The 25,593-nt window shown below is 66.1% G+C and carries 25 protein-coding genes; 7 read left to right on the forward strand and 18 right to left on the reverse strand.

The features are described from left to right. Positions 1 to 191: 191 nt before the first annotated feature. The 5 genes from ACIIOY_RS13505 to gmk all read left to right on the forward strand — a co-directional run bounded on the left by ACIIOY_RS13505 (position 192) and on the right by gmk (position 4,872). A complete protein-coding gene (locus tag ACIIOY_RS13505; RefSeq protein ID WP_003531676.1) occupies positions 192 to 428 on the forward strand; it encodes an acyl carrier protein in 237 nt (78 codons plus the stop codon). A 114-nt stretch (positions 429 to 542) separates the two neighbouring features. Next, complete coding sequence (gene fabF, locus ACIIOY_RS13510; RefSeq protein ID WP_411035199.1) at positions 543 to 1,802, forward strand: beta-ketoacyl-ACP synthase II; 1,260 nt, start codon at positions 543 to 545, stop codon at positions 1,800 to 1,802. Between the two features lie 125 nt (positions 1,803 to 1,927). Next, positions 1,928 to 3,106 (forward strand): endolytic transglycosylase MltG, encoded by a 1,179-nt coding sequence (gene mltG, locus ACIIOY_RS13515; protein WP_411035200.1) that lies wholly within the window; start codon positions 1,928 to 1,930, stop codon positions 3,104 to 3,106. Between the two features lie 215 nt (positions 3,107 to 3,321). Further along, on the forward strand, positions 3,322 to 4,209 hold the full coding sequence (locus ACIIOY_RS13520; RefSeq protein WP_411035201.1) for a YicC/YloC family endoribonuclease: 888 nt from the start codon (positions 3,322 to 3,324) through the stop codon (positions 4,207 to 4,209). A 3-nt stretch (positions 4,210 to 4,212) separates the two neighbouring features. After that, positions 4,213 to 4,872 (forward strand): guanylate kinase, encoded by a 660-nt coding sequence (gmk, locus tag ACIIOY_RS13525; protein ID WP_411035202.1) that lies wholly within the window; start codon positions 4,213 to 4,215, stop codon positions 4,870 to 4,872. 25 nt (positions 4,873 to 4,897) lie between these two features. On the opposite strand, the gene rsmA is transcribed toward gmk, so the two are convergent. From rsmA to lptF, 6 genes are all read right to left on the reverse strand, one after another. Continuing rightward, complete coding sequence (gene rsmA, locus ACIIOY_RS13530) at positions 4,898 to 5,725, reverse strand: 16S rRNA (adenine(1518)-N(6)/adenine(1519)-N(6))-dimethyltransferase RsmA (protein ID WP_411035203.1); 828 nt, start codon at positions 5,723 to 5,725, stop codon at positions 4,898 to 4,900. Then, positions 5,725 to 6,762 (reverse strand): 4-hydroxythreonine-4-phosphate dehydrogenase PdxA, encoded by a 1,038-nt coding sequence (gene pdxA / locus ACIIOY_RS13535; protein WP_411035204.1) that lies wholly within the window; start codon positions 6,760 to 6,762, stop codon positions 5,725 to 5,727. Before pdxA ends, rsmA begins: the two co-directional genes overlap by 1 nt. A 68-nt stretch (positions 6,763 to 6,830) precedes the next feature. Next, positions 6,831 to 7,736 (reverse strand): SurA N-terminal domain-containing protein, encoded by a 906-nt coding sequence (locus ACIIOY_RS13540; RefSeq protein WP_411035326.1) that lies wholly within the window; start codon positions 7,734 to 7,736, stop codon positions 6,831 to 6,833. Positions 7,737 to 7,913: 177 nt separating this feature from the next. Next, positions 7,914 to 10,250, reverse strand: coding sequence for an LPS-assembly protein LptD (locus ACIIOY_RS13545; protein ID WP_411035205.1), 2,337 nt, complete (start codon positions 10,248 to 10,250; stop codon positions 7,914 to 7,916). Further along, positions 10,250 to 11,332, reverse strand: coding sequence for an LPS export ABC transporter permease LptG (gene lptG / locus ACIIOY_RS13550; RefSeq protein WP_411035206.1), 1,083 nt, complete (start codon positions 11,330 to 11,332; stop codon positions 10,250 to 10,252). Before lptG ends, ACIIOY_RS13545 begins: the two co-directional genes overlap by 1 nt. Next, entirely contained in the window at positions 11,329 to 12,513 is a 1,185-nt protein-coding gene (lptF, locus tag ACIIOY_RS13555; protein ID WP_411035207.1) for an LPS export ABC transporter permease LptF, read from the reverse strand. Before lptF ends, lptG begins: the two co-directional genes overlap by 4 nt. Positions 12,514 to 12,771: 258 nt before the next feature. Here lptF and ACIIOY_RS13560 point away from each other — a divergent pair, with 258 nt between their 5' ends. Then, the gene (locus ACIIOY_RS13560; RefSeq protein WP_411035208.1) at positions 12,772 to 14,262 is read left to right on the forward strand and encodes a leucyl aminopeptidase; all 1,491 of its coding nucleotides are present in this window, start codon (positions 12,772 to 12,774) and stop codon (positions 14,260 to 14,262) included. A 12-nt stretch (positions 14,263 to 14,274) separates the two neighbouring features. On the opposite strand, the gene ACIIOY_RS13565 is transcribed toward ACIIOY_RS13560, so the two are convergent. Continuing rightward, a complete protein-coding gene (locus tag ACIIOY_RS13565) occupies positions 14,275 to 14,943 on the reverse strand; it encodes a hypothetical protein (RefSeq protein WP_411035209.1) in 669 nt (222 codons plus the stop codon). Next, positions 14,944 to 15,240: a hypothetical protein gene (locus ACIIOY_RS13570; protein ID WP_411035210.1), complete on the reverse strand. Its 297-nt coding sequence runs from the start codon at positions 15,238 to 15,240 to the stop codon at positions 14,944 to 14,946. It abuts the gene before it with no gap. 111 nt (positions 15,241 to 15,351) lie between these two features. Here ACIIOY_RS13570 and ACIIOY_RS13575 point away from each other — a divergent pair, with 111 nt between their 5' ends. Then, complete coding sequence (locus ACIIOY_RS13575; RefSeq protein WP_411035211.1) at positions 15,352 to 15,801, forward strand: DNA polymerase III subunit chi; 450 nt, start codon at positions 15,352 to 15,354, stop codon at positions 15,799 to 15,801. Positions 15,802 to 15,872: 71 nt separating this feature from the next. Here the strand turns inward: ACIIOY_RS13575 and ACIIOY_RS13580 are convergent, their stop codons facing one another. From ACIIOY_RS13580 to ACIIOY_RS13625, 10 genes are all read right to left on the reverse strand, one after another. After that, positions 15,873 to 16,541, reverse strand: coding sequence for a Fic family protein (locus ACIIOY_RS13580; RefSeq protein ID WP_411035212.1), 669 nt, complete (start codon positions 16,539 to 16,541; stop codon positions 15,873 to 15,875). Continuing rightward, the gene (locus ACIIOY_RS13585; RefSeq protein ID WP_411035213.1) at positions 16,534 to 16,740 is read right to left on the reverse strand and encodes a hypothetical protein; all 207 of its coding nucleotides are present in this window, start codon (positions 16,738 to 16,740) and stop codon (positions 16,534 to 16,536) included. Before ACIIOY_RS13585 ends, ACIIOY_RS13580 begins: the two co-directional genes overlap by 8 nt. A 148-nt stretch (positions 16,741 to 16,888) precedes the next feature. Then, positions 16,889 to 17,815, reverse strand: a complete 927-nt coding sequence (locus ACIIOY_RS13590; protein WP_411035214.1) for a Gfo/Idh/MocA family protein — start codon at positions 17,813 to 17,815, stop codon at positions 16,889 to 16,891. A 95-nt stretch (positions 17,816 to 17,910) separates the two neighbouring features. Continuing rightward, complete coding sequence (locus ACIIOY_RS13595) at positions 17,911 to 19,359, reverse strand: TRAP transporter large permease (RefSeq protein WP_411035215.1); 1,449 nt, start codon at positions 19,357 to 19,359, stop codon at positions 17,911 to 17,913. Continuing rightward, on the reverse strand, positions 19,356 to 19,964 hold the full coding sequence (locus ACIIOY_RS13600) for a TRAP transporter small permease subunit (protein ID WP_411035216.1): 609 nt from the start codon (positions 19,962 to 19,964) through the stop codon (positions 19,356 to 19,358). Before ACIIOY_RS13600 ends, ACIIOY_RS13595 begins: the two co-directional genes overlap by 4 nt. 120 nt (positions 19,965 to 20,084) lie before the next feature. After that, entirely contained in the window at positions 20,085 to 21,194 is a 1,110-nt protein-coding gene (locus ACIIOY_RS13605) for a TRAP transporter substrate-binding protein (protein WP_411035217.1), read from the reverse strand. 195 nt (positions 21,195 to 21,389) lie between these two features. Beyond that, positions 21,390 to 23,270, reverse strand: a complete 1,881-nt coding sequence (locus ACIIOY_RS13610; RefSeq protein ID WP_411035218.1) for an ABC-F family ATP-binding cassette domain-containing protein — start codon at positions 23,268 to 23,270, stop codon at positions 21,390 to 21,392. Positions 23,271 to 23,322: 52 nt separating this feature from the next. Then, positions 23,323 to 24,405 carry a sensor domain-containing diguanylate cyclase gene (locus tag ACIIOY_RS13615; RefSeq protein ID WP_411035219.1) on the reverse strand — a complete coding sequence of 361 codons (1,083 nt, stop codon included), beginning with the start codon at positions 24,403 to 24,405 and terminating at the stop codon, positions 23,323 to 23,325. Positions 24,406 to 24,590: 185 nt separating this feature from the next. Next, a complete protein-coding gene (locus ACIIOY_RS13620) occupies positions 24,591 to 24,875 on the reverse strand; it encodes a hypothetical protein (protein ID WP_411035220.1) in 285 nt (94 codons plus the stop codon). 200 nt (positions 24,876 to 25,075) lie between these two features. Continuing rightward, entirely contained in the window at positions 25,076 to 25,585 is a 510-nt protein-coding gene (locus tag ACIIOY_RS13625) for a DinB family protein (RefSeq protein WP_411035221.1), read from the reverse strand. Positions 25,586 to 25,593: the final 8 nt, after the last annotated feature.

A 25,593-nucleotide genomic window follows, 5' to 3' on the forward strand; every position in this document is an offset into this window, starting at 1 on the left:
GTTAATCGGGCCATGACTGCCAGCAGTCGACCGGCAAATGCCTGAGCGATCAGGCGATACGGGAACAGTATCGTCGATGCCGCATTGCCGGTTGAAGGGATTGCCGGGTGTGTTCTTGAGGCACATCGGGCGTGTCGAGTGTCCGGTGCCGTGACAGGCGCCGATCAAAAACGAAGGTCGAGGAATCCGACATGAGCGATATCGCAGAACGCGTAAAGAAAATTGTCATTGATCATCTGGGCGTTGACGCCGAAAAGGTCAGCGAAGGCGCAAGCTTCATCGATGATCTTGGCGCGGACTCGCTCGACACCGTCGAACTGGTCATGGCGTTCGAAGAGGAATTCGGCGTCGAGATCCCGGACGATGCCGCCGACTCGATCCTGACGGTCGGCGACGCCGTCAAGTTCATCGAGAAGGCTCAGGCCTGACCTGAACCGACTTGCCGGCGGGCCGCTTTCCAGGCGGCCCGTCCCGGTCTCCGTCCGGGAGGCCGCACCTCTCTACGAGGCAACGAATACGAAAAAAAGGGTGGATCACGGACGATGAGGCGTGTCGTTATCACGGGTACCGGCATGGTATCCCCGCTGGGCTGTGGTACCGAAGTGACCTGGAGCCGGCTTCTGGAAGGCCGCAGCGGCGCCGCCAGGGTAACCGCCTTCGAGGTCGAGGACCTTCCCGCCAAGATCGCCTGTTCCATCCCGCTCGGCGACGGCTCCGACGGCACCTACAATCCCGACCAATGGATGGAGCCCAAGGAGCAGCGCAAGGTCGACCCCTTCATCACCTACGCCGTGGCCGCCGCCGACATGGCGCTCGACGATGCCGGCTGGCATCCGGCGACCGACGAGGACCAGGTCGCGACCGGCGTGCTCATCGGTTCGGGCATCGGCGGCCTCGAAGGCATCGTCGAGGCGGGCTACACGCTGCGCGACAAGGGGCCGCGCCGCATTTCGCCCTTCTTCATCCCCGGCCGCCTGATCAACCTCGCCTCCGGCCAGGTCTCCATCAAGCACAAGCTGCGCGGCCCCAACCATTCCGTCGTCACGGCCTGCTCGACCGGCGCGCATGCGATCGGCGACGCGAGCCGCCTGATCGCGCTCGGCGATGCCGACGTCATGGTGGCGGGCGGGGCCGAATCCCCGATCTGCCGCATCGCGCTGGCCGGCTTTGCCGCCTGCAAGGCGCTGTCGACCGCGCGCAACGACGATCCGGCCGCCGCATCCCGCCCCTATGACCGCGACCGCGACGGCTTCGTGATGGGCGAGGGCGCCGGAGTCGTCGTCCTGGAGGAGCTGGAGCACGCCAAGGCGCGCGGGGCGAAGATCTATGCCGAAGTGGTCGGCTACGGCCTTTCCGGCGATGCCTTCCACATCACCGCGCCGTCCGAGGATGGCGAGGGCGCCTTCCGCTGCATGACGATGGCGCTGAAGCGCGCCGGCATCTCGCCGGGCGAGATCGACTATATCAACGCGCACGGCACCTCCACCATGGCCGACACGATCGAGCTTGGTGCCGTCGAGCGCCTTGTCGGCAATTCCGCCTCCCGCATCTCCATGTCGTCCACCAAGTCGGCGATCGGCCACCTGCTCGGCGCGGCCGGCGCGGTCGAGGCGATCTTCACGGCGCTGGCGATCCGTGACAATATCGCGCCGCCGACGCTGAACCTCGACAATCCCGACGTGGAGACGGCGATCGACCTGGTGCCGCACAAGGCCCGCGAGCGCGAGATCAACGTGGCGCTGTCCAATTCGTTCGGCTTCGGCGGGACGAACGCGTCGCTCGTGCTCAAGCGATACGCCTGACCCCGCATCGCCGGCGAGTCTCCTCATCCGGCATTCGGTGTCGACTAACTGGGCGGGACATCCCCGCTTTTGCCGTATTGCTCTGCTGAACACGTCGGGCAATACCCGAACCATGAGGACAGTCCGTGAGCGACACGAACGATTCCGGCGAGACGCCGTTTGGCCGCGAGGCATCCGGCCAGCCGCGCATCATCCCCAAGTCCGCCAAGGAGGCCCTGCGTCCCGAGCAGGTGCCCGAGCCGCCGAGCCGCCGCCGCTCGCGCAAGGCGCGCAGCCAGATCGTCATCTTCCTGAACTTCGTGATGACCGTCATCGTCTTCGCGACGATCATCGGCGTCGGCGTCTTCTACTACGGCGTGAAGAGCTACGAGGAGCCGGGGCCGCTGACCGCCAACACGAACTTCATCGTCCGCAACGGCGCCGGCACGAACGAGATCGCCGCCAACCTGGAGCGCAACAACATCATCACCGACAGCCGCGTCTTCCGCGTGCTCTCGCGCGTCTATCTCGACGGCGAGACGCTGAAGGCCGGCGAGTACGAGATCAAGGCCGGCGCCTCCATGCGCGAGATCATGGAACTGCTGAAATCCGGCAAGTCGATCCTCTACAGCGTCTCCGTGCCGGAGGGCCTGACGGTCAAGCAGGTGTTCAAGCGCCTTGCCGACGACCCGGTGCTCGAAGGCGACCTTCCGGCCGAGCTTCCGGCCGAGGGCACGCTGATGCCCGACACCTACAAGTTCTCGCGCGGCACCAAGCGCGCCGACATCCTCCAGCAGATGCTGACGGCGCAGAAGAACCTGGTCGACCAGATCTGGGAACGGCGCGACGACAACCTGCCGATCGCCACGCGCGAGGAGTTCGTGACGCTCGCCTCGATCGTCGAGAAGGAGACGGGCCGGGCGGACGAGCGGCCGCGCGTCGCCTCGGTCTTCCTCAACCGGCTTGAGAAGGGCATGCGCCTGCAGTCCGACCCGACGATCATCTACGGTATCTTCGGCGGCGAGGGCAAACCGGCCGATCGCCCGATCTTCCAGTCGGACCTCGAAAAGCAGACGCCCTTCAACACCTATATCATCAAGGGCCTGCCGCCGACGCCGATCGCCAATCCCGGCCGGGCGGCGCTCGAGGCGGTGGCAAACCCGTCCCGCACGCCCGACCTCTACTTCGTCGCCGACGGCACCGGCGGCCACGTCTTCGCCGAGACGCTGGAGGAGCACAACCAGAACGTCCGCCGGTGGCGCAAGCTCGAAGCGGAGAAGGCCGCGGAGGCCGCCAAGGAGGCGGAAGCCACCAGCGCCCAGTAGCGCCCTGCAATCCGCAAGCGGCCCCGGCGTCCTCGTCCGGGGCCGTTTCGTTCGGGCCCCGTAACCTTTGATGTGGATCGCCGCCCGTTCCGCACGCTTGCCCGTTTCCAACCCCGTGAAACTGTTCCACTTTGAAAAAACGGTGTCGCGCATGCCGCGCACACCCGGCCGGCCCGCCTGCGGCATGGCGAGGCGGGGCGCCATTGGAGGCTGACATGACATTGCAATCGATGACCGGCTTTGCGCGGGTCGAGGGGACCAGCGGGCGCACCCGCTGGGCGTGGGAACTGCGCTCGGTCAACGGCAAGGGCCTCGACCTGCGCCTGCGCCTGCCGCCCGGCTTCGAGGCGCTGGAGACGGACGTGCGGCGGCTCGCGGGCGAGGCCTTCTCCCGCGGCAACCTCCAGGTCGGCCTTGCCGTCAGCGTCAGCGAGCCGCAGGTCGAGGCCGTGGTGAACCAGGGCGCGCTCGCGGCCGTGCTGGCGCTGCGCGACCAGCTTGCCGGCATCGTCGATCCCGCGCCCCTCAAGCTCGATACGCTGCTTTCCGTGCGCGGCGTCGTCGACTTCCGCGAGGCGGAGGAGAGCGAAGCGGAGCGCGCCGCCCGCGACGGCGACATCCGGCAGGGTTTCGCCGAGGCGATCCGCTGTCTCGCCGACATGCGCCGCAAGGAGGGGACCGCGCTCGCCGAGGTCCTGCTCGGCCAGGTCGCGCGCATCGAGGCGCTGACCGAGGCCGTCGAAGCCGATCCCTCGCGCAGCGTCGCGGCGATCGCCGAGCGGCTTGCCGCGCAGGTCGCGATGCTCATGCAGGGCGGCACCGCGCTCGACCGTGACCGGCTGCATCAGGAAGCCGCGCTGCTCGCCACCAAGGCGGACCTGCGCGAGGAGATCGACCGGCTGAAGGCGCATGTGGCGGCCGCGCGCGCGCTCATCGCCGCGGGCGGGCCCATCGGCCGCAAGCTCGATTTTCTCGCACAGGAATTTAACCGGGAATCGAATACGATCTGTTCCAAGTCGAACGCCGCTGCTGTAACGGCTGCAGGCATCGAACTGAAGGTCGTCATCGACCAGTTCAGGGAACAGGTCCAGAATTTGGAGTAGGGCATGGCCGAGCAGTCGAAGCAGATCCACATCGAGCGCCGCGGGCTGATGCTCGTCATCTCCTCGCCGTCCGGCGCCGGCAAGTCGACCATCGCCCGCAACCTCCTGGAGGCCGATCCGGGCCTCAGCCTCTCCGTCAGCGTCACGACGCGCCAGCGCCGCGCCAGCGAGATCGCGGGCCGGCACTACCACTTCATCAACCAGAAGGAATTCGAGCGCCTGCGCGACGGCGATGCGCTGCTCGAATGGGCCGAGGTGCACGGCAATTTCTACGGCACGCCGCGCGAGCCCGTGGAGGAGGCCATGTCCGCCGGCCGCGACATGCTGTTCGACATCGACTGGCAGGGCGCCCAGCAGCTCCAGGAGAAGATGCCGGCCGACGTCGTCTCGATCTTCATCCTGCCGCCCTCGATGACCGAGCTGCAGTCGCGCCTGCATCGCCGCGCCGAGGACACGGAGGACGTCATCCAGACGCGCCTCGCCAACTCCCGGGCCGAGATCGAGCATTGGCGCGAATACGACTACGTCATCCTCAACGACGACCTCTCGGTCGCCTTCGACGCCGTGCAGAGCATCGTCAAGGCCGAACGCCTGCGCCGCGACCGCCGCCACGGGCTGTTCGATTTCGTGACGAGGCTGGTGACGGAGAAGCCGGTTCTGTAAGGTACGGCGCCCGTGGCGACGGCGCTCAGAGCGCGTTCGCCAGCCGCACGAATTCTTCCACGCTCAGCGTCTCGGCCCGGCGCTGCGGATCGATCTGCGCCCGCGCCAGGAGCGCCTCGCCGCCGAGCGACTTGACGCTCTGGCGCAGCATCTTGCGGCGCTGGCCGAAGGCGGCGTGGGTGACGCGCTCCAGCGCGGCGGCGTCGCAGGGCAGCGGGTCTGCGAGCGGTTCCAGGTGCACGACGGAGGACGTCACCTTCGGCGGCGGCGTGAAGGCCTGCGGCGGCACGTCGAAGGCCATGCGCGCGTGGGTGCGCCAGCCGCACAGCACGCCGAGCCGGCCGTAGTGGTCGTCGTTCTCCCCGGCGACGATGCGCAGGCCCACCTCGCGCTGGAACATCAGCGTCAGCGAGTCCCAGAAGGGCGGCCAGCGCTTCGGCAGCAGCCAGTTGACGAGGAGCTGCGTGCCCACGTTGTAGGGCAGGTTGGCGATGACGCGCACCGGCTCGCCCGGCGCCAGCGCCTCGAAATCCGTCTTCAGGGCGTCGCCCTCGATCACCGTCAGCCGGCCCGGATAGTGCCCGGCGATTTCCGCGAGCGCCGGCAGGCAGCGCGCGTCGCGCTCGATGGCGATCACATGTCTTGCGCCGAGCGCCAGGATGGCGCGCGTCAGGCCGCCCGGCCCCGGCCCGACCTCGATCACCGTATGGTTCTCGACGGGGCCGGCCGTGCGGGCGATCTTCTGGGTGAGGTTGAGGTCGAGCAGAAAGTTCTGGCCGAGCGCCTTCCTGGCGTCGAGCCCGTGCCGCTGGATGACGTCGCGCAGCGGCGGAAGTCCGTCGAGCGCCGCCATCACGCCGTCCCCTTCGCGGCGCGCTCATGCGCGGCAAGCTCGGCCGCCAGCCTCAGCGCCGCCAGCAGGCTGTCGGGCCTCGCCAGCCCCTTGCCGGCGATGGCGAAGGCCGTGCCGTGGTCCGGCGAGGTGCGGATGAAGGGCAGGCCGAGCGTCGCATTGACGGAATCGTCGAAGCCGAGCGCCTTGGCGGGGATCAGCGCCTGGTCGTGGTACATGCACAGCGCCACGTCATAGGTCGCGCGGGCCGCGTCGTGGAACATGGTGTCGGCCGGCAGCGGCCCGACGGCCTCGATGCCTGCCGCCCGCAGCCGCTCGACGGCGGGCCGTACGATGGCGTCGTCCTCCAGCCCCAGCGCGCCGCCTTCGCCCGCGTGCGGATTGAGCCCGGCAACGGCGAGGCGCGGCCGGGCGATGCCGAAGCGCCGGCGCAGGTCCCGCGCGGTGATGACGGCGGTCTCGACGATGAGGTCTTCCGTCAGCGCTGCCGGAACGTCCTTCAGCGGGATGTGGATCGTCACGGGCACGGCGCGCAGCTTCGGCCCGGCAAGCAGCATGACCGGGAGGAGGGCGGCTTCGCCCGTCGCCTTCGCGGCGAGGTCGGCGAGGAATTCGGTATGGCCGGGAAAACCGAAGCCGGCATCGTAGAGGACGGCCTTGGCGATCGGGTTGGTCACCACGGCGGCGGTGCGGCCCGCCATCGTCAGGGCGACGGCCGTTTCGATGGCACCGGTGATCGCGGCGGCATTGCGGGAATCCGGCGTGCCGGCGACGACGGGCGCGGCGCAATCCGACGTAAGAACCGGGATGGCCTCGGCAAAGACGGCGGCGGCCGTCTCCGGTTCGGCGGCGGCGACTGCAACTTCGAAGCCGAGCACCGCCGCGCGGTCGCGCAGGACCCGGGCATCGCCGATGAAGAGGAAAGGAGGGAGGGAAAGCGCCGCGCGGGCCGACCAAAGGGCAAGCGTGATGTCGGGCCCGATCCCCGCCGGATCGCCCATGGTGAGCGCCAGCGGGGGCGTGTTCGTCGTCGTCATGAAGGCCCTGCCGTCAGCGGGTTGGGACGGGCGCCCCGCTTGGGGCGCCGGGAGATCGCATGGGGCCGTCAGCGTTCGGTGATCGTCGCCTTCTTGCGCAGCTCGGCGAGGTACTTCTTGCTGTTCTCGTCGTTTTCGTTGCCCTTCGCCTTGGCGAGGTCCTCGGCGCGGAAGACCATTTCGGCGGCGACGTCGTCGTTCACTTCGCGCTGCTTGCAGATGGCGAGGTATTCGACGCCGCGCTCGGTGACGCGCGTACCGGTCGTCTGGCCCTTGGCCTTCTCGACCAGCGGCTTCCAGTCTTCCGGCATTTCCGGCGCCAGGATGCGGCCGAGGTCGCGGATCGACACGTCGCGCATCGTCGCGGCGAAGGCCTTGGCCTGGTCGCAGCCGGGGAACTTCGAGCGGGAGGCTTCCGCCTCCGCCTTGCGCTTGCCGAGGATGGCGCTGCGGCGCTTTTCCGGCACGACGAAGATGACCTGCTTGAGGAAATATTCCGTGGTCACCGGCTTCCTGCCGCCGTTCTCCTGCATGCGCTCGACGAGGGTCTTGCCGTTGTTCGTGCGGCCGAAGCGGGCGTTGACGACGCGCGGCCAGCTCATCTGCAAGGCGATGAACTGCTTGAAGTGCTCGGAGCCGACGCCGGCCTGGTTCAGGATCTTGCCGAGCTGCTCGGGCGACATCTTGTTGGATGCCGCAAAGCGCGCATAGGCTGCGTCCACTTCGGTCGTGCTGACGGAGGCGCGCGCCTTGACGATCTCCTCGCGCTTCAGCGCATCCTCGATCAGCTGCTCGCGGGCGACGGCGCGCAGGTTCCCCTTAGCCCGCTGCAGCCGGAGGAAGTTGACCCGGCGCTCGACGTCGCCGGAGGTGATCGGCGTGTTGTTGACGACCGCGACGACCGAACTTGCGGCGGCCTGCACGGTGCCTGCCGGAGCGGCGATCGTCACCGCGGCGGCCAGTGCGACGCCCATCGTCATGGAGCGCATCAGAGAGTGTCTGCCCATCATGCCAGTCCCTTTTCCAAACCCATTTCGCGTCCCCGCCTGCCGCGCGGCATCATACAGGCGCAGGGCGCCGGCAGGAAACGCTTTTCCCGGATGTGCATAATACATGCGGCCAAACGATGACAAGAGCAGCCTGCCGGCCTCTTAGAAGCCGGCGAGCGTGGTGTCGCCGACCTGGATGTCGCCGATCGTGCGGAACATCAGGCGCGCGCCGATCGACCAGTCGTTGGCCACGCTGCTCGATTTGTCGCGGGTCTGCTCGTAGACGATCGAGAAGACCGTATCGCGGTCGTCGTAGGACAGGCCGATGCCGTTGCGCGAGACGATGTGGTTGCCGATGTCGTAGGTGACGGAGCCGAAGACCGACCAGTAGTCGTGGAACTTGAACGCCGCCGCGCCCTGGACCTCGCTTGCGGTATCCGGCAGGCCGTAGAGCGGCTGCGCGGCGATGCGCGTGTAGGTGATCTCGGTCTCGAAGCGCGCGCCGTCGAAGCGCAGCGACGTGTCCGAGCGGCGCAGCGAGAAATTGTCCTTGTCGAGCCGCGCGCTGGTGGAGAAGGAGATGCCGTTCGGCAGGTCAATGCCGGCCATGCCGACATAGTCGGAGGCGTCCGTTTCCAGGCCCGAATTCGCGCCCGCATTGACGAGGTCCGGCGTGGCGAAGGAGTTCACCCCGCCGAGGTGGAAGGACTGGCCGACGATGCTGCGCAGCAGCACGCCGTTGTCGAAGGTGCCGGTATAGCGCAGGCCGAGATTGGCGCGCGTGCCGCCTTCGACCCGGTCGAAGCCCGAGAACTTGTCACGCTCGAAGAGATTGGTGGCGTCGAAGACGAAGCTCTGGGCGTCCTCGTTCGGCAGGCCGCCGGCAAGGTCCTCGTCGGGACGCACGTAGATCTGCGCGATCGGTTCGAAGAGGTGCGTGCTGTAGTCCGTCGTCGCGAGGATCGGGTAGCGTGCTTCCAGGCCCGCCGTCAGCATCGAGCGGGTCGCGCTGTCGCCGGATTCGAACGCGCCGCCGTAGCTGGCGCCCGGCGGGCGCATGTCGAGGCGGTAGATGTCGCCGCGCGCGGCGAGAAGCGGCGTCAGCACCAGGCCGCCCGGAACAATGAACTGGCGCTTCCATTCCATTTCGCTGGTCAGCCGGGTCGAGCCGCCCTCCAGGCCGCGGAAGCGGTCACGTCCCTGCACCGAGTAGATGTCGGCGAGGTCGCGGTCGATGTTGGTGATGTTCGTCGTGACGCTGAGCTCGCCGCCGAGCACCGGTTCCGGCACGATATATTCGTGGTCGAGCGTCTGGGCGATCGCCTGCTTGCGCTCCGCCTGGTCCTGCGGGTCGGCGTCCTGGACGTCGAAGTAGAAGGCGCGCAGGTCGAAGCTGTTGCGGCGGCCGAGACCCGACAGGTAGCCCTGGTTCACGAAGGTATCGCTGTCGAAATCCCTGATCTCGTAGGTGCGCGAGAAGTTGTTGTCGCTCTGCGCCATGACGTTCCAGCCGAACGCCCAGCGCGGGTTGATCTGGAAATGGCCGGTGGAGGCGACCATGCCGCGCAGGCCGTCCTCTTCCCAGTCGCTCGTGTCGGCCGTGAAGCTGTCGGCGTTCATCTGCTTGATGCCGGCGGCGCGCAGCGTCACCTGGCCGTTGTGGAAGCGCTTGCGGAACTCCGCTTCCATCAGGAAGCCCTGCTTGGTCAGCACGGTCGGCGAGAGCGTCGCGTCCATGTCGGGCGCGATCGCGATGTAGTAGGGCGTCGTCACGCCGAAGCCGAGCTTCTGCGCGTAGCGGAACTGCGGGAAGAGGAAGCCGGTCTTGCGCTTGACGGTGTGGTCCGGCACCTCGAGCACCGGGATATAGGCGATCGGCCTGCCGAACATCTCGAAGCGGGCGCGTTCGAGGCGGATGGTGTGCGTGCGGCCGTTCTGCACGACGCGCTCGGCCTTGACTTCCCACAGGCCGCGATGGGTCGGGTTCGTGGCGCAGGGCGTACAGGCGGTGTAGACGGCGTGGTTGAGGATCATCTCCTCGCCGTTGACGCGCTCGCCGCTGGTCGCCGCCAGCTTGGTGAGGTCGGTGGTCTCGATGCGCAGCGCGTTGACGAAACCGTTGGCGAAGTCGTCCGACAGGTCCATCTCGTCGCCGTAGAGGCGGTTGCCGGTCGGCTCGATGAGCTCGATGTTGCCGCGCGCCTTCAGCCGGCCCGTCTTCTGGTCGTATACGACCTCGCGGGCGACGAGCTTGTAGCCGGCATAGTTGATCTGCACGGCGCCGCGGGCGACGACCGTTTCGTTGTCGTTGTTGTAGACGAGCTCGTTGGCGGCGAGCAGCAGCTTGCTGCCCTCGGGAATGTCGGGCTGCATCGCCGCGATGTCCGAGGTCTGGGCGCGGGCGGGAAGGGCGGAAGCGGACACGAGGGCACACGTGGCCGCACCTGCAAGCAGGGCGGCTTTCAACCACCGATTCGTTTTGCGGTCGCCTGCCGCCACTATCCGTCCTCCTGATGCAGAAGAATCGTCGCACCCAAGGACATTGCGACGACCACTGGGAGCCAGGCCGCAACGAACGGAGGAACAACACCGCTGCTTCCGAATGCCTTCACAAGCACGGTGACGACATAAAGCATGAAGCCCGAAAGGATTCCACCCAGAATCACCGCACGCGATTGATTAAACCGACTAAATTTTAACGATACACAGGCGGCGATCAGCGTCATCGCAACCAGGAGCAGCGGCAGCGAAAGCAGCGAATGGAACTGCGTTTCCATCGCATTTGTCGGGAAGCCGAAGGATTTTGCCGCCTCGATCTTCCGGTCAAGGTCGAAAAAGGCAATGCTTTCAGGCTTTTCGAGGCTTTCCTGAACGAATTCCTGTTTCAGGTTGGTACGAAGCTGTACCTCGGCGAGACGGACCGGCAGTTCGCCGCTCCGCGTCTCGTGCACGTTCTTAAGAAGCCAGTAACCATCTTCCAAAGTGGCCGAGTCGGCGTCCTGCCGCAGCACGATGCGGCTGTCGGAATCGAAGTGGATGACGGAGACGTTCAGCAGCCGCGTTCCGTTGTCGAGGACCGCCTTCGCGCCGATGATCGCCTCGTCGTTTCCGTAGATCTGGCGCAGCCACGGAACGGCGTTCTCGCCGCGCGCGGCGTTGGTCGCGCCCCAGGAGGCCTCGAACTCCTGCGCCTTCTTGCTGCCCCAGGCCGCAAGCGGATTGAGCGTCAGCACCGCGAACACGCCGAACAGGAACGCGCCGGCGACGAAGGGGCGCAGGAACTGCCAGACGGAGATGCCCGCGGCCCGCGTCACGACCAGCTCGTAGCGCCGGTTGAGCGAAATGAGGGCGGCCATGCCGGCAAACAGCGCCACGAAGGGGATCGTCTGCATCAGGATCATCGGAATGCGCAGCGCCGTCACGAGAAGGCCGGTGGAGAGCGTGTAGCCCGGCAGCGCGCCGACGCGATTCGACATTTCGCTGAAGTCGATGATGAAGATCAGCGAGAAGATGCCGAGCAGGAACCACACCGTGGTCATGATGTAGCGGCGGAAGAAGTAGAGGCCGAGCGTGCGGATCATGGATTGCCGCCTCCGCCGGCGGAGGGCGAGCCGGCCCTCGTCAGGCGCGCCAGCAGCCTGTCGCGCAGTTCCGTGACGCGCTCGCCGAGCGTCGCGGGGATCTCCAGGCTCTTGTTGCGCGCGAGGTAACGGATCGCCAGCCCCGCCGTGACGATCGGGATGAGATACATGATCGGTACGAAATAGAGCGAATCCTCGGCGCTGTTGGACGCATAGAAGCTCGCCCAGCGCACGAAGAGCGCCGTCAGCAGCGCGGTGATCATCGGATGCATGCGCGCCTCGCGGTGCGAGCGCGCGTCGCCGCTGACGACGAGGGCGATCAGGCCGAAGACCGCGGGAAACAGCCATTCGGTGAAGCGGCGGTGCAGCTCGGCGGTGAAGGAGCCCGGATTGTTCTTGTATTGCGGGTCGTCCGGATCCGGATTGAAGAGGTACGGCAGGTCGCGGTCCTTGGCGCGCACGTTCGAGGTGCCGGTGCTCTGGGTCAGGTCGGCAAGGTCGAAGGCGTAGGAATCGAACTTGATGATGGAGACGTTGCCGTCGGGCAGCTTGCGGTGCACCTCGCCGTCCTTCATCACCAGCGCCGAGGAGTGCTCGTCTACCGCGCCCTCGCGGGCATAATAGACCATCTCGAAGCGCGGATCGCGCGTATCGGCGACGAAGAGCCCGTGCAGCACGCCGTTGTTGCGCCGCTCGGCCACCTGCACGTAGAGGCCGTCGGTGATCTTGCGGAAGGTGTTCTCCTGCACCACGGAGGAGAGCATGTCGGCATGCGCCGTCGCGATCATCTTGCGCACCGCCATGCGGGAATAGGGCTCGATGAAGTTGTCGACGGCGAAGGAGACGAGGCTCATCGCCACGGCGAGGATCATGATCGGCCGGATGATCGTCGCGCGCGAGCTGCCCGCCGAGTTCAGCACCGTCAGCTCCGAATCGGAATTCATCACCGTCAAAGTCTGCGACACGCCGATGACGAGCGCGAAGGGCAGGATGATCGGGATGACGGAGGGCAGGATCAGCGTCGCGAGCCTCAGGAAGGCGAAGATCGACTGGCCGCTGTCGGTGACGAGGTTGATGCTGCCGAGCGCCTGCGTGACCCAGACGATGCCGAGCAGGGGCAGGAGCGTGGCCACGAACATGAGCGACGCCCGCCGCAGGATATAGCGCTCGATCAGTTTCATCGTTCGGTCCGTGTTTCCGACAGGCGGCTCCGGCTTGGTGTCACCACGCCCATCGGAACTGCCATGGGCATATAAGCTTTCTTGAGGCTGACGCCATAGCGGAGAGTCTCCGCCCGGATGGAAAATTTATGACGAACAAGCATGGCTAACGATCTCTAAACAAGCCGGCGCATCTTGCCAAGCGCCGCAAAAGCGACAAGGAATTGGTGCGACTAGCGGCTGGACGAAGGGTCGTGCGGCCCATATGCGGAGTAAATCATGGCTTCCAGGTTAGACATCGGATTCGCAAGGACGGCGCGTGTTTCGGGCGGTCTTGCGGTCCTCCTCCAGATTGCCGACGGGCAGGCGGCAGGGCTCGGCGAGGTCGATCCGGAAGGCATCGTGAACCGCGCCGCGGGCGTCGCGAAGTTCACGGGCAAGGCCTTGAAGAGCCTCGACGTGCTGGCGCCGCACGGCGCGCCGGTCGACCGCATCCTCGTGCTCGGCCTCGGCGAGGCGGACAAGCTGACCGCCCACGACTGGCTGAAGGCGGGCGGCGCGGCCGCCGCCAGGCTCGGCCGCGCGGAAAAGGCGACGGTCTACCTCGACGCGCCCGGCATCGCCGTCACGGGCAGGAACGCCGCCGATTTCGCGCTCGGCATGCGGCTCGGCATCTACAGCTTCGATGCCTACAAGACGAAGAAGAACGACGAGGACGAGGCGAGGAACGGCAAGAGCGTGAAGGTGACGGTCGTCACCGCCGCCGCGACCGCGGCGAAGAAGGCGAACGACGTCTCCGACGCGATCGCGGACGGCGTGATCCTTGCCCGCAACCTCGTCAACGAGCCCGCCAACGCGCTCGGGCCGGTCGAGTTCGCCGAGAAGGCGAAGGCGCTGGAAAAGCTCGGCGTCGAGGTGGACATCCTCACCGAGCGCGAGATGAAGCGGCTCGGCATGGCGGCCCTCCTCGGCGTGGCTCAGGGTTCCGTGCGTCCGCCGCGCCTTGCCGTCATGCACTGGAAGGGCGGCAAGGAGAAGGACCGCCCGATCGCCTTCATCGGCAAGGGCGTCGTCTTCGACACGGGCGGCATCTCCATCAAGCCGGCCTCGGGCATGGAGGACATGAAGGGCGACATGGGCGGGGCCGCCGCCGTCATCGGCCTCATGCACACGCTCGCCGCGCGCAAGGCGAAGGCGAACGTCGTCGGCATCCTCGGCCTTGTGGAAAACATGCCGGACGGCAACGCGCAGCGCCCCGGCGACATCGTGAAATCCATGTCCGGCCAGACGATCGAGGTCATCAACACCGATGCGGAAGGCCGCCTGGTGCTCTGCGACGCGCTCTGGTACTGCAACGAGACCTTCAAGCCGCAGTTCATGGTGAACCTCGCCACGCTGACCGGCGCGATCATGGTCGCGCTCGGCAGCCATCATGCGGGCCTCTTCTCCAACGACGACACGCTCGCCGCGCGCCTCACCGCCGCCGGCCTTGCCACCAACGAGCGCCTGTGGCGCATGCCGCTCGGCCGCGAATACGACAAGATGATCGACAGCAAGTTCGCCGACATGAAGAACACCGGCGGGCGTCATGCCGGCTCGATCACCGCCGCGCAGTTCCTCCAGCGCTTCGTCAAGGACACGCCCTGGGCCCATCTCGACATCGCCGGCACCGCCATGGGCTCGCCGACCGACGAGATCAACCAGTCCTGGGCCTCCGGCTTCGGCGTGCGGCTGCTCGACGAACTGGTGCGCGCGAACTACGAGGGGTGAGGAGAAGCGCCGTTATTCCGCCGGTTTTGCCTCTTCGGTCCCGGCTTTGCCGCTTTCGGCGTCCGGTCCCTTAAGGGGCAGCCCCGCCTTCCTGCGCAGGAGATCGGCATTGATCGGCAGTTGGATCTTTTCGTAGGCGAGCCGCCATTCCTCGTATTTGCGGTCGTTCTCCTCCGCGACGGTGCGGAGCGAGGAGCCGAAGAACATGCCCCCGCCGCTTGCCAGCGCCAGGGCCAGGATGCCCGCGGGAATGAACTGGACGCGGCCGAGGATGTCGTTCAGCGCTTCCTTCCTGGCGTCCGTCATCTGGGCTTCGTTCTTGTCCGTCAGCGAGCGCAGCAGGGCCTCGCCCCGCTCCTGCGCCTCCTTGCTCGGCTTCTCCTTGGCGTAGAGATAGGCGAGAAAGGTCGATACCAGCGTCAGCAGGGCGGGCAGGGCGACGGAAATGATCGGCGAACGGGAGAAGCCGATCATCAGCCCGGTGGTCGCGCCGACGGCGGCGAAGGCCAGCACGGCCCGGCGGTCGACGATGCCGGCATTCCTCGCCGCGAGGCGGATGGCCAGCAACCCGATCGCCAGCCCGATCACGACGATCGGCAGAAGGCCGTAGAAGATGCTGTACAGCAGGTGATACAGGAAGCCCGCGGCCATTCCGGGAAGGCTGGTCAAGGCGGCGATCATCTATCTCTCCTGCGTTTTCGTTTCGCCATCCAGGGCTGCGCCGTCCTTAAGCCATTCCGGCATGTCTTCCCTGTTGAACGGCGCGGGGTCGAACCCTCGTGCCGGCCTGGGGCACTCGACCAGGCCATCGGGTGTCAGGTCGCATGGCCTTCGCTCGTCCGCCGCCCGGGCGGAGAAGGCCGTGGTCGAGAGGAGGGCGGCGGCAAGGCACAGGGCGGCCGGGCTGGCGGTGCGGAGGATGCCCTGCATGTGCCGTGCGCCGAGGGCATGCGATGCTTCCGGCATGATGTCCATCATCTGCACCTCTTGGTCGAGTGACGATCATCCTGCAACTTTCCTGAAAAGGAAAGAGGATTCTGAGCCGTACGGGCGATGACCCGCGCGGCGAAATCCCCTATAGAACGGGCCATGAGCGAGGTCCTCTTCTACCACCTGACGGAATCCAAGCTCGAGGACGCGCTGCCGCCGCTCCTCGACAAGAGCCTGGAGCGCGGCTGGCGTGTCGTCGTGCAGGCGGGAGACGCCGAACGGCGCGATGCGCTCGATGCGCATCTTTGGACGTTTCGCGAAGACAGCTTCCTGCCGCACGGCACGGACGAGCAGGCCTTTCCTGCCGACCAGCCCGTGCTGCTCACCACGTCGCCCGAAAACCCCAACGCCGCCACCGTGCGCTTCCTCGTCGCCGGCGCCGAGCCGCCGCCGCTCGACGCCTACGAGCGCGTCATCTTCATGTTCGACGGCTACGACCAGGCGGAAGTGGAAAGGGCCCGCGCGCACTGGAAACGCCTGAAAGGCGAGGGGCACCAGCTCACCTACTGGCAGCAGAATTCCGACGGGCGATGGGTGAAGAAGGCATAGAGGCAAGCAAAGATCTTCGTGAGCCGATCATGCGCCGGACCGCTCGCAGGGGTCTATTCGCGGTCTTCGATCTAAGGGACGAAGTGCTTCCCCGTGGCCGTCTCCATCACGCCCATGAGCTGCTTGGCGAGCATGCTTTCGATCAGTTCTTCCATTTTGGTCAAATCGATCCCGCCCTTCGCCAAGGCGCGATCAGCCTCTTCGAGGGCATCGAAATAAGGCTGACGGTTGTCAACGATCTGGTCCGGTATCGTATCGCGACCGGGAAGGAGCATGCCCAGTCTCACCGACAAAACGAGATAGGAAACCATGCGTGAAGTGCGCCCGTTTCCGTCACTGAAGGGATGAATCCAGTTAAGCCGCCACATGACGTACGAGGCCAGGTGAACAGCGGTTCTATCCTTCCAATGCTCGTTCACATAGTCGCAAAGGTCTTCGATGAGCTCCGGAACGAGATGGGCGTCGACCGGTTTATGTTCGCTGCCCGATATGGCGACGCTCGACGGACGAAAGTTGCCCGCATAGCTGCTGATGCCTTCAAGGGCGGCACGGTGAAGCGCAAGGATGGTGGAAGGGCGAAGTTTCCAGCTCTCACCCTTTTCGATCGCGTCTACGATCATGCTGCATGCATGATCGAATTGGAGCAGACCGTTGCGAGCTTCGGCCTCCGCGCGTTGCTGTTCGTCTTGGATCAGATACGCTTCGCTCGCTACACTATGGCGGCGTTCTTCTTCACTCATCGACGCGATTCGCGTTGAGGTTCACATCCTCGGAGAACGGCATTTCATCCGCGATCCTGTTCACCATTTCACGCGTTATCCTGTCGTTTTCGAAATGTGTATTGCCATAGGCAAAGCTGCGGCGTTGAACTTCCAGATCACTCTTCGTCTGGGGGGCTTTGCGCGCGGCCTCGATGAGCGTTCTAAGGGATTCATTCATGCCGATGTCCTTTCAGTAAGCCCCATAGAAACATATTCGCACTTGATGGCAATGATGTTCATACGATGCCCGCCATTGCGCGGGCCTGATGGGGCGCAACTGCAACATATAGGGACGGGCAGAGCTGCCGCCAGTCTCGCCGCGTCCCTCAATCGTGAAACGCCTCGACGAACTTGCGCCGTCCCAGCATGAAGGCGTCGGCGACGTGGCGCAGGGGGGCGAGGTCGACGTCGGATGTGCCGGCCTTGATGATCTCGGCGAAGCGCCTGTAGAGCATCGGATATTCCTGCTCCGGCTCCGCGTGGACGAGTTTGCCGTCGACCGAGAGCTTTGCGCCGCCCTCCGAAAGCACCATCTCGCCGGCCTCCGTCTCGGCCACGATGTCCCAGCTCTGCTTGCCGGTCTGCCGCCAGTCGAACTCGGCTGAAAGGTCGAGGCCTCCGGCATCGGAGAAGGTGATCGAGGCGGCGATCGGCGCGTCGCGGTTCTCTGGGAATTCCAGCGTGGCGGCGGTGATGAAGACCGGGCGCGGCAGGATATGCGTGACGATGGAGAGCGCGTTGATGCCCGGATCGAAGACGCCGAGGCCGCCGGCCTGCCAGATCCATTCCTGGTTCGGGTGCCAGTGGCGCACGTCCTCCTTCCAGATCACCCGCATGGAGCGGATCGTCGTGCCGGCGAGGAAGTCCTTCGCCGCCTCGACGGCTGGCGCATAGCGCGAATGCCAGCTGGCGAAGAGCGAAAGCCCCTTCCCGGCGGCGAGCGCCTCCAGGTCGGCGACTTCGGAGAGCGTCGCGCCCGGCGGCTTTTCGAGGAAGACGTGCTTTCCGGCCGAAAGCGCCTTCTCGGCGGCCGCGTAGCGGTATTGCGGCGGCATGCAGAGCGAGACGGCCTCGATCGCCGGCACGGCCGCGAGCATCTCCTCGATCGACTTGAAATTGTCGATGTCGTCGACCGTTCCGTGGCGGCTCGCCGCGGCGATCAGCCTGTAGTCGCCGTTCTTCGCGATGGCCGGAAGATGCTGGTCGCGGACGATCTTGCCGACGCCGACGATTGCAAGATTGATCGGTGGCATGGCTCTCCCCCTCATTTGTATGATGATTTGTCTCCTCTAGCACAAACGGCGCCACTGGCAAGCGGCGCCGTCTTTCGTCTCGACGGGGTAGGAGCCTACTGCCCGAACTGCGGCGGCGAATCGAGGCCGAAGCTCGGCGCGCTGTCGAGCCCGGTGCCGCCTTCCGCGCCCGGCACGAGGATCTGGATGCTGTCGAGGTCCTGCACCACGTCCTTGTCGAGGAAGAAGGTCACCATCTCCGGGAAGGCGATCAGCAGGCCGACGAGGATGAGCTGGAGGATCAGCCAGGGAATGGCCCCGAGATAGATGTCGCGCGTGCGCACCGTCTTCGGCGCGATGCCGCGCAGGTAGAACAATGCGAAGCCGAAGGGCGGATGCATGAAGCTCGTCTGCATGTTGGCGCAGATCATCACGCCGAGCCAGATCAGGTCGATGCCGAGCGCCTGCGCGGCGGGCGCGATCAGCGGCACGATGATGAAGGCGATCTCGAAGAAATCGAGGAAGAAGGCGATGACGAAGATGAAGATGTTGATGAAGATCAGGAAGCCGACGACCCCGCCCGGCAGCGAGGTCAGCATCTCCTCGATCCAGTGGCTGCCGCCGACGCCCTGGAAGACCAGGGAGAAGACGCGCGCGCCGAGCAGGATGAAGACGACCATGGCGGTGAGCCGCATGGTCATGTCCATGCCCTGGTAGACGAGCTTCCAGGTCAGCCGCCTGTTCATCCAGGCAAGCAGCATCGCGCCGACGACGCCCATGGCGCCCGCCTCCGTCGGGGTGGCGAGGCCCATGAAGATCGTGCCGAGGACGACGAAGATCAGCGCCAGCGACGGCACCATGCCGCGGATGCACTTCCAGTAGAGCGGCCAGCCGCGCAGCGTGCGGGCTTCCGGCGGCAGCGCGGGAACGTAGTGCGGGCGCAAGATGCTGAGGATGAAGACCCAGCCCATGAAGAGCAGCACCTGCACGATGCTGGCGCCGGTCGCGCCGATATACATGTCGCCCGGCGAGCGCTGGAGCTGGTCGGCGAGCACGATCAGCACGAGCGAGGGCGGGATGAGCTGGGTGATCGTGCCGGAGGCCGCGATGACGCCGGTCGCGTGGCGGATGTTGTAGCCGTAGCGCGTCATGACGGGCAGCGAGATGAGGCCCATGGCGATGACGGAGGCGGCGACCGTGCCGGTGATGGCGCCGAGCACCGCGCCGACGAGGATGACGGCGTAGGAAAGGCCGCCGCGCACGCCGCCGAAGAGCTGGCCGAAGCCGTCGAGCAGGTCCTCCGCCAGCCCGCACCGTTCCAGGATCACGCCCATGAAGGTGAAGAAGGGGATGGCGAGCAGCAGGTCGTTCGAGAGGACCGAGAACAGCTGGTAGGTGAGGTTGCCGAGGAAGTCCGGCGCGATCAGGCCGAGCTCGATTGCCAAGAGGCCGAAGAACAGCCCGACGGCCGCCAGCGAGAAGGCCGCCGGATAACCGATGACCATGAAGAAGATCAGGCCCACGAACATCATGGGCGCCATGTAGTGGATGATGAATTCGGTCATTGCAGCGGCTTCTCGTAGGCGAATTCGCGGACGTATCCGTGGGTGAGCACGAGAACGCACTTGATGATCTCGGCGACGCCCTGCAGCCCGACGAGGGCGAAGCCGAGCGGGACCATCAGCTTGGCCGGCCAGCGCGGCAGGCCGCCGGCATTGTTGGAGCCTTCGTTGGTGATCCACGAATCGACGAACCACGGCCAGGTGAAATAGATCATCAGCAGGCACATCGGCAGCAGGAAGAAGACGCCGCCGAGCAGGTCGATCCAGGTGCGCGTGCGCTCGCTCACCCAGCCGTAGAACAGGTCGACGCGCACATGCTCGTTGACCTTCAGCGTCCAGGCGCCGCCGAGCATGACCATGCCGGCGAACATGTACCACTGCGACTCCGACAGCGTGTTGGAGTTGTTGCGGTAGAGGTTCAGGATGAATTCGAAGAAGCCGACGCCGCCGACATTGCGCTCCAGCCAGAGGATCGTGTCGGTGGAATAGCGGAAGACCGCGTTGAAGGCGGCGACCATCGACGAGAACAGCACGAGCCAGATCGCGATGACCCCGACCCGCCGGCTGAGTTCGTCGATGACGCCGGTGATGCGTAAAGCGAGAGCCAAGTTTCCCCTCCCTCCGTTTTCATTGAACGGATTGTCTGGTGCCGGAGTTTCGCGCCCGGTTTCGTTCTTCCGGCGAAACGAAGGCGGCGGGATCCGGGATCCCGCCGCTCAAAGGCAAACTCAGCCGAGTTTGCCGGCGCGCTGCAATTGCATCATGAAGGTGTCGTTGGTGTACTCCGCCACCTGCTGCCACAGGAAATATTCCTTGCGGAACGCCTTGATGGAGCCCCAGATCTTCTTGAAGTGCTCGTTGGAGCCTTCGAGTTCGGCATAGGTCTGCTCGGCCGCCTCGAAGCAGGCCGTCAGGATCTCCGGCGTGAAGGGGCGCAGCTGTGCCCCCGAGGCGACGAGCTTCTTGATCGCGGTGGGGTTCAGGTAGTCGTATTTCTGCAGCATGTTGGCGTCGGTGGCCTGCGCCGCCGTGCGCACCAGCGACTTGTAGTTCTCCGGCAGCTCGTCGAACTTGGCCTTGTTGAACATCAGGTGCACGGTCGGCCCGCCTTCCCAGAAGCCGGGATAGTAGTAGTACGGCGCGACCTTCTGGAAGCCGAGCTTCTCGTCGTCATAGGGGCCGACCCATTCGGCGGCGTCGATCGTGCCCTTTTCCAGCGCCTGATAGATTTCGCCGCCGGCGATCTGCTGCGGGATGACGCCGAGCTTGGAGACGATCGCCCCGGCAAAGCCGCCGATGCGGAACTTCAGGCCCTGGAGGTCGGCGGCGGTCTTGATCTCCTTGCGGAACCAGCCGCCCATCTGCACGCCGGTATTGCCGCCGGGGAAGGCGACGATGTTCTGCGTGGCGAAGAACTCGTTGCACAGGTCTATGCCGCCGCCGTGATAGTGCCAGGCGTTCATGCCGCGCGCGTTGAGCGCGAAGGGAACGGCAGCCGCCAGCGCCCAGGTCGGGTCCTTGCCCCAGTAGTAATAGGCCACGGTATGGCAGGCCTCGACCGTGCCGGCAGAGACGGCATCCGCCGCCTGCAGGCCCGGCACCAGTTCGCCGGCGGCGAAGGGCTGGATCTGGAAGTTGCCGTCGGTCGCTTCGGAAAGGTATTTTGCGAAGGTGTCCGCACCGCCGTAGATCGTGTCGAGGCCCTTCGGGAACGACGAGGTCAGGCGCCAGGTGATCTTCGGGTTGCTCTGCGCGATCGCCGGTGCGGCCAGCATGGTTGCGGCCGCGCCGCCCATGCCGGCGACACCGGCCTTCTTGATGAATGAACGACGATCCATAGTTTCCTCCCAATGGCGAGCGGGGTCCTCTTCCCCGCCCTCGTGTCATCACGCGGGAGCTAACCATGTCGGCCATGGCGTTTCAAGCCGAGGGGGCGAAGAACCGGGAAGGGGTTCCCTACGACTTTCGTCGTAGGCGGGGACTTCGGCTATCTGCCTGTTTTTTGTGCGTTTCTTGAAGGCGGGGCGCGGCGGTCAGCCGGCCATCGCCTCTTCGTATTCGGCCGAAAGCTCCAGCCACTGCTCCTCGGCCTCGTTGAGCTTGTCGGCCGCCATCGCGCGCAGCTTGGCCTTCTCCGCGGCCTTGGCGGGGCTCTTCTCGTAGAGCGCCGGGTCCGCCAGTTCGGTGTCGAGACTTTGAATCTGTTTCTGCAGTTTCGCCGTCAGCGATTCGATTTCGTTGATCTTTTTCCGGAGCGGGGCGAGCTGGGCGCGCCGGTCGGCGTTTGCCTTGCGCAGCTCCGCCTTGTTGGTCTCGGCGGAAGCGGGCCGGTCCTTGTCGTCCTTCCTGCCGGACTGGACGATGAGGCCGCGATAGTCCTCCATGTCGCCGTCGAAGGTCTTCACCGTGCCGTCGTTGACGAGCCAGAGCCGGTCGACCGTCGCCTCGATGAGGTGCCGGTCGTGCGAGATCAGGATGACGGCGCCGTCGTAGTCGTTCAGCGCCTCGATCAGCGCCCGGCGGCTGTCGATGTCGAGATGGTTGGTCGGCTCGTCGAGGATGAGCAGGTTCGGCGCGTCGAAGGCGGCAAGGCCCATCAGCAGGCGGGCCTTCTCGCCGCCGGAAAGGTCCTTTGCCGCGGTCGACATCTTCTCCGTCGCAAGCCCCATCTGCGCGACGCGTGCGCGCACCTTGGCCTCCGGCGCGTCCGGCATCAGCCGGCGCACGTGCTCGACGGGCGACTGGTCGGGCACGAGGTCGTCGAGCTGGTGCTGGGCGAAGAAGCCGATCTTCAGCCCCGGCGCGCGCTTGACGACGCCCGCCTCCGCCTCCAGCCGGCCGGAGATGAACTTGGCGAAGGTCGACTTGCCGTTGCCGTTGGAGCCGAGCAGGGCGATGCGGTCGTCGTTGTCGATCCTGAGGTTGATGTGCCTGAGGATCGGCTTGCCCGGCACGTAGCCGACCGCGCCGCCCTCGATCGCCACGATCGGCGAGGCGGGCTGCTTTTCCGGCTCCGGGAAGGTGATCGGCTGCACCTGCGTCTCCACGACGGCGGCCACCGTGCCCATGCGCTCCAGCGCCTTGATGCGGCTCTGCGCCTGGCGCGCCTTCGTCGCCTTGGCGCGGAAGCGGTCGATGAAGCTCTGCAGGTGCTTGCGCGCGGCCTCGTTCTTGGCCTTGGCCTTCATCTGCAATTCGTCGGCCTCGGCCTTCTGCCGCTCGAACTGGTCGTAGGAGCCGCGGTAGAAGGTGAGCTTCTGCTGGTCGAGGTGGACGATCGCGTTGACGGCGGTGTTCAGGAGGTCGCGGTCGTGGCTGATGATGATGACCGTGTGCGGATAGCGCTTCACGTAGTCTTCCAGCCACAGCGTGCCTTCGAGGTCGAGGTAGTTGGTCGGCTCGTCGAGGAGCAGCAGGTCCGGCTCGGAGAAGAGCACGGCCGCGAGCGCCACGCGCATGCGCCAGCCGCCGGAAAAGCTCTTCGCCGGACGCTGCTGCGCCTCGTGGTCGAAGCCGAGGCCGGCGAGGATGCTCGCGGCGCGCGATTGCGCCGAGTGGGAGCCGATGTCGGCAAGGCGCGTCTGGATTTCGGCGATGCGGTGCGGATCGGTCGCCGTCTCGGCCTCCTTCAGCAGGCTGGCGCGCTCCTTGTCGGCGGAAAGCACGATCTCGATCAGCGGCTCGTCCGTGCCCGGCGCTTCCTGCGCCACCTGGCCGATGCGCGCGTTCTTCGGCAGAAAGATGCTCCCGGCCTCCGGGGCGAGGTCGCCGGTGATGACGCGGAACAGCGTGGACTTGCCGGTGCCGTTGCGCCCGACGAGGCCCGCCTTCGTGCCGCTCGGCAGCGAAACGAAGGCGTTGTCGATGAGAAGACGCCCGGCGACGCGGGCGGTGAGGCCGGAAATCGTGATCATGCCGGGTCTATAGAGCAATTCCAGCGAAAGTGCGAAGCGGTTTTGCGTCCCCTCAGGCCGCAGCGCCCGTCCGGTAGGTGCGGCCCGCCCGCTCGGCCACCTCGGCCGAATAGATGCGCAGCGCGATGCCCGTCTCCGCCGCATAGCCGAGCGCCTGCTCGGCCTGGTCGTAGAGCGCGGCGGGCGAGCGCGCCGAATCGCTCATGGAAACGCCGGCGGTCAGCGTCAGGAAACCGGCCGGAAGCTCGCGGTCCATGAAGGGGAAGGGTTTTTCCGCGATGCGCACCGCGATGCGCCGCGCGATGGTGACGGCGATCTCGCGGCTGACGTCGGAAAGCAGGAGGCAGAAGAGGTCGGGGCCCGTGCGGGCGACGAAGTCGTCCTTCTTCACCGAGCGGCGGAAGATCGCCGCCAGCCGCTTCAGCGTCTTTTCCGCCGCGCCGGCCGGGTGCGTCTCGGCGAATTCCTTGAGCTGCTCGACGCGGAAGAGGAGGAGCGCGGAGGTCCTGCCGCCCGCCTCCGTCTGGAAGAAGCTCCTGAGGCGGCCGAGCAGCGCGGCGTGGTTGGCAAGGCCCGTCACCGGATCGTGGGTCAGCGCCTCGCGGCTGACGGTAAGGCCGGAGCGCAGGCCGTCGAGATGGGCCTGAAGGTCGTCGATCTTCGCGGATGTCGCCCGGTCCGCCCCGAGAATGTCGCGGACCAGGCAAAGAAGGCGCACGGTGTCGCTGGCGAAATCGGAGATGCCGAGCACGGGATCCCTTTTCATGCGGGCGACGATCTCCTCCAGCTCCTGCACGGCGACGGCCCGCTGGCGGTGGTTCTCCTCCGCCGTCTTCGAGATTTCAGAAAGCACCCGCACGGCCTCGCCGGCGGCCTGCCCGGCGGCGAGAACGTTGTGGCTCGGCAGCGAATGGCGCAGCGCGATCGAATCGAGGGACGCCTGGTCGGGCGTCTTGCCGAGCGCGGCGATCTCGCGCGCGACGCTCGCATTGCCGTTCAGCGCCTCGAACAGCAGTTCGTAGTTGCGCGGCAGCGCGGCGATGCCGAAACTGGCCATGACATGGGCGATGCGCGCCATGATCGGAGGAACGGCTTGCGGTATGTCTTTGGGGGCGGAGGTCGCTTTGCTGCTCATGGAACGCCGTAAGGTGAGGTGCAGGCGGCGTGCGCCCGCGCTTGAATGAATCGGTCGGCGTAACTATCGGATTGCGCGGTTAATTTTGCGTGTGCTGAAGCACGGATTCAACCAAAGTTGACGATGCGCAAACGCACGGCCGGGCAGCGGCCGTCGTACGGGCCGCCCCGGCGGGCCGGGCCGCGTCAGGCCGTGCGCCGCGCCAGCGGAATCACCCGCATGACCTGGCCGATGACCGTGAGGCGCTGGGGGGGCTTGCTGCGCGCGGGACGGCTCTGCTGGAGTTCGCGCAGCGCCGCCGCATAGCCTTCGGCGCGCGCCTCCTTCAGCGCCACGTCGAAGGTCTTCTCGATCACCGGATAGCATTCCTCCGGCAGGTAGGCGTTCGGGGCGTCCGTGCCGTAGACACGGGCCATCTTGCAAAGCGTACTGCCGAGCAGGGCTGCCCACTCTTCGGTCGTTCTTGCCATTGCTTTTCCTCTCTTCGGGCGAGGCACGCGCCGTTCGGCGTCAGCCCCAATGGCAGCGACTATCCCATCACCGATCGCCCGCGCCTGTCACCCGGGTGACAGGACAGGGCCGCCCCCAAAAGTCGATGCCGAGCGCTCCCATATCCCACCACTGTATCACTACTGTTGCAGGAATCGGAAGACGCCACTCACCCTAAAATTTACAGGAGGTTCTTGCCCTCGTTGCGCGCGAAATGGATGAGGTCGAGCGTGACGCTCGGCCCGCCGAGCGCCGTCAGCATCGCATGGCACTGGCCGCGGTGGTGCGTCTGGTGGTTGAAGACATGGGTCAGCGCCGTGCCGAGCGAATGGGTGACGGCCGCCGGCCGGGTGAGCGGGCTGTAGGTGAAGTCACCCCGGATCCTCTCTTCCGTCAATGAATCGATGAACGCCGCCATGCGCGCGTCCTCCGCCTGCCGCGCCGCCCGGAGGCTCGCGAAGTCCTCGTGGAGGATCGCATCGAGGCTGACGGGCGCATCGCCTTCGCCGGTGAAGCGCCTCATCCAGATGCGGTCGGCCGCGAGCAGGTGGTTGAGCGTGCCGTGCAGCGAGCCGAAGAAGGCGCCGAGGTCCCTGCGGTAGGCGGCATCGTCCAGCTTGCCGACCTCCTCGTAGAGCACGCGGTTGGCCCAGGCGTTGTAGGCGGCGAACATGCGGTAGTGGTCGAGCATTCCGGATC

The organism is Shinella agrisoli (assembly GCF_046557955.1).
Taxonomy (GTDB): Bacteria; Pseudomonadota; Alphaproteobacteria; order Rhizobiales; family Rhizobiaceae; genus Shinella.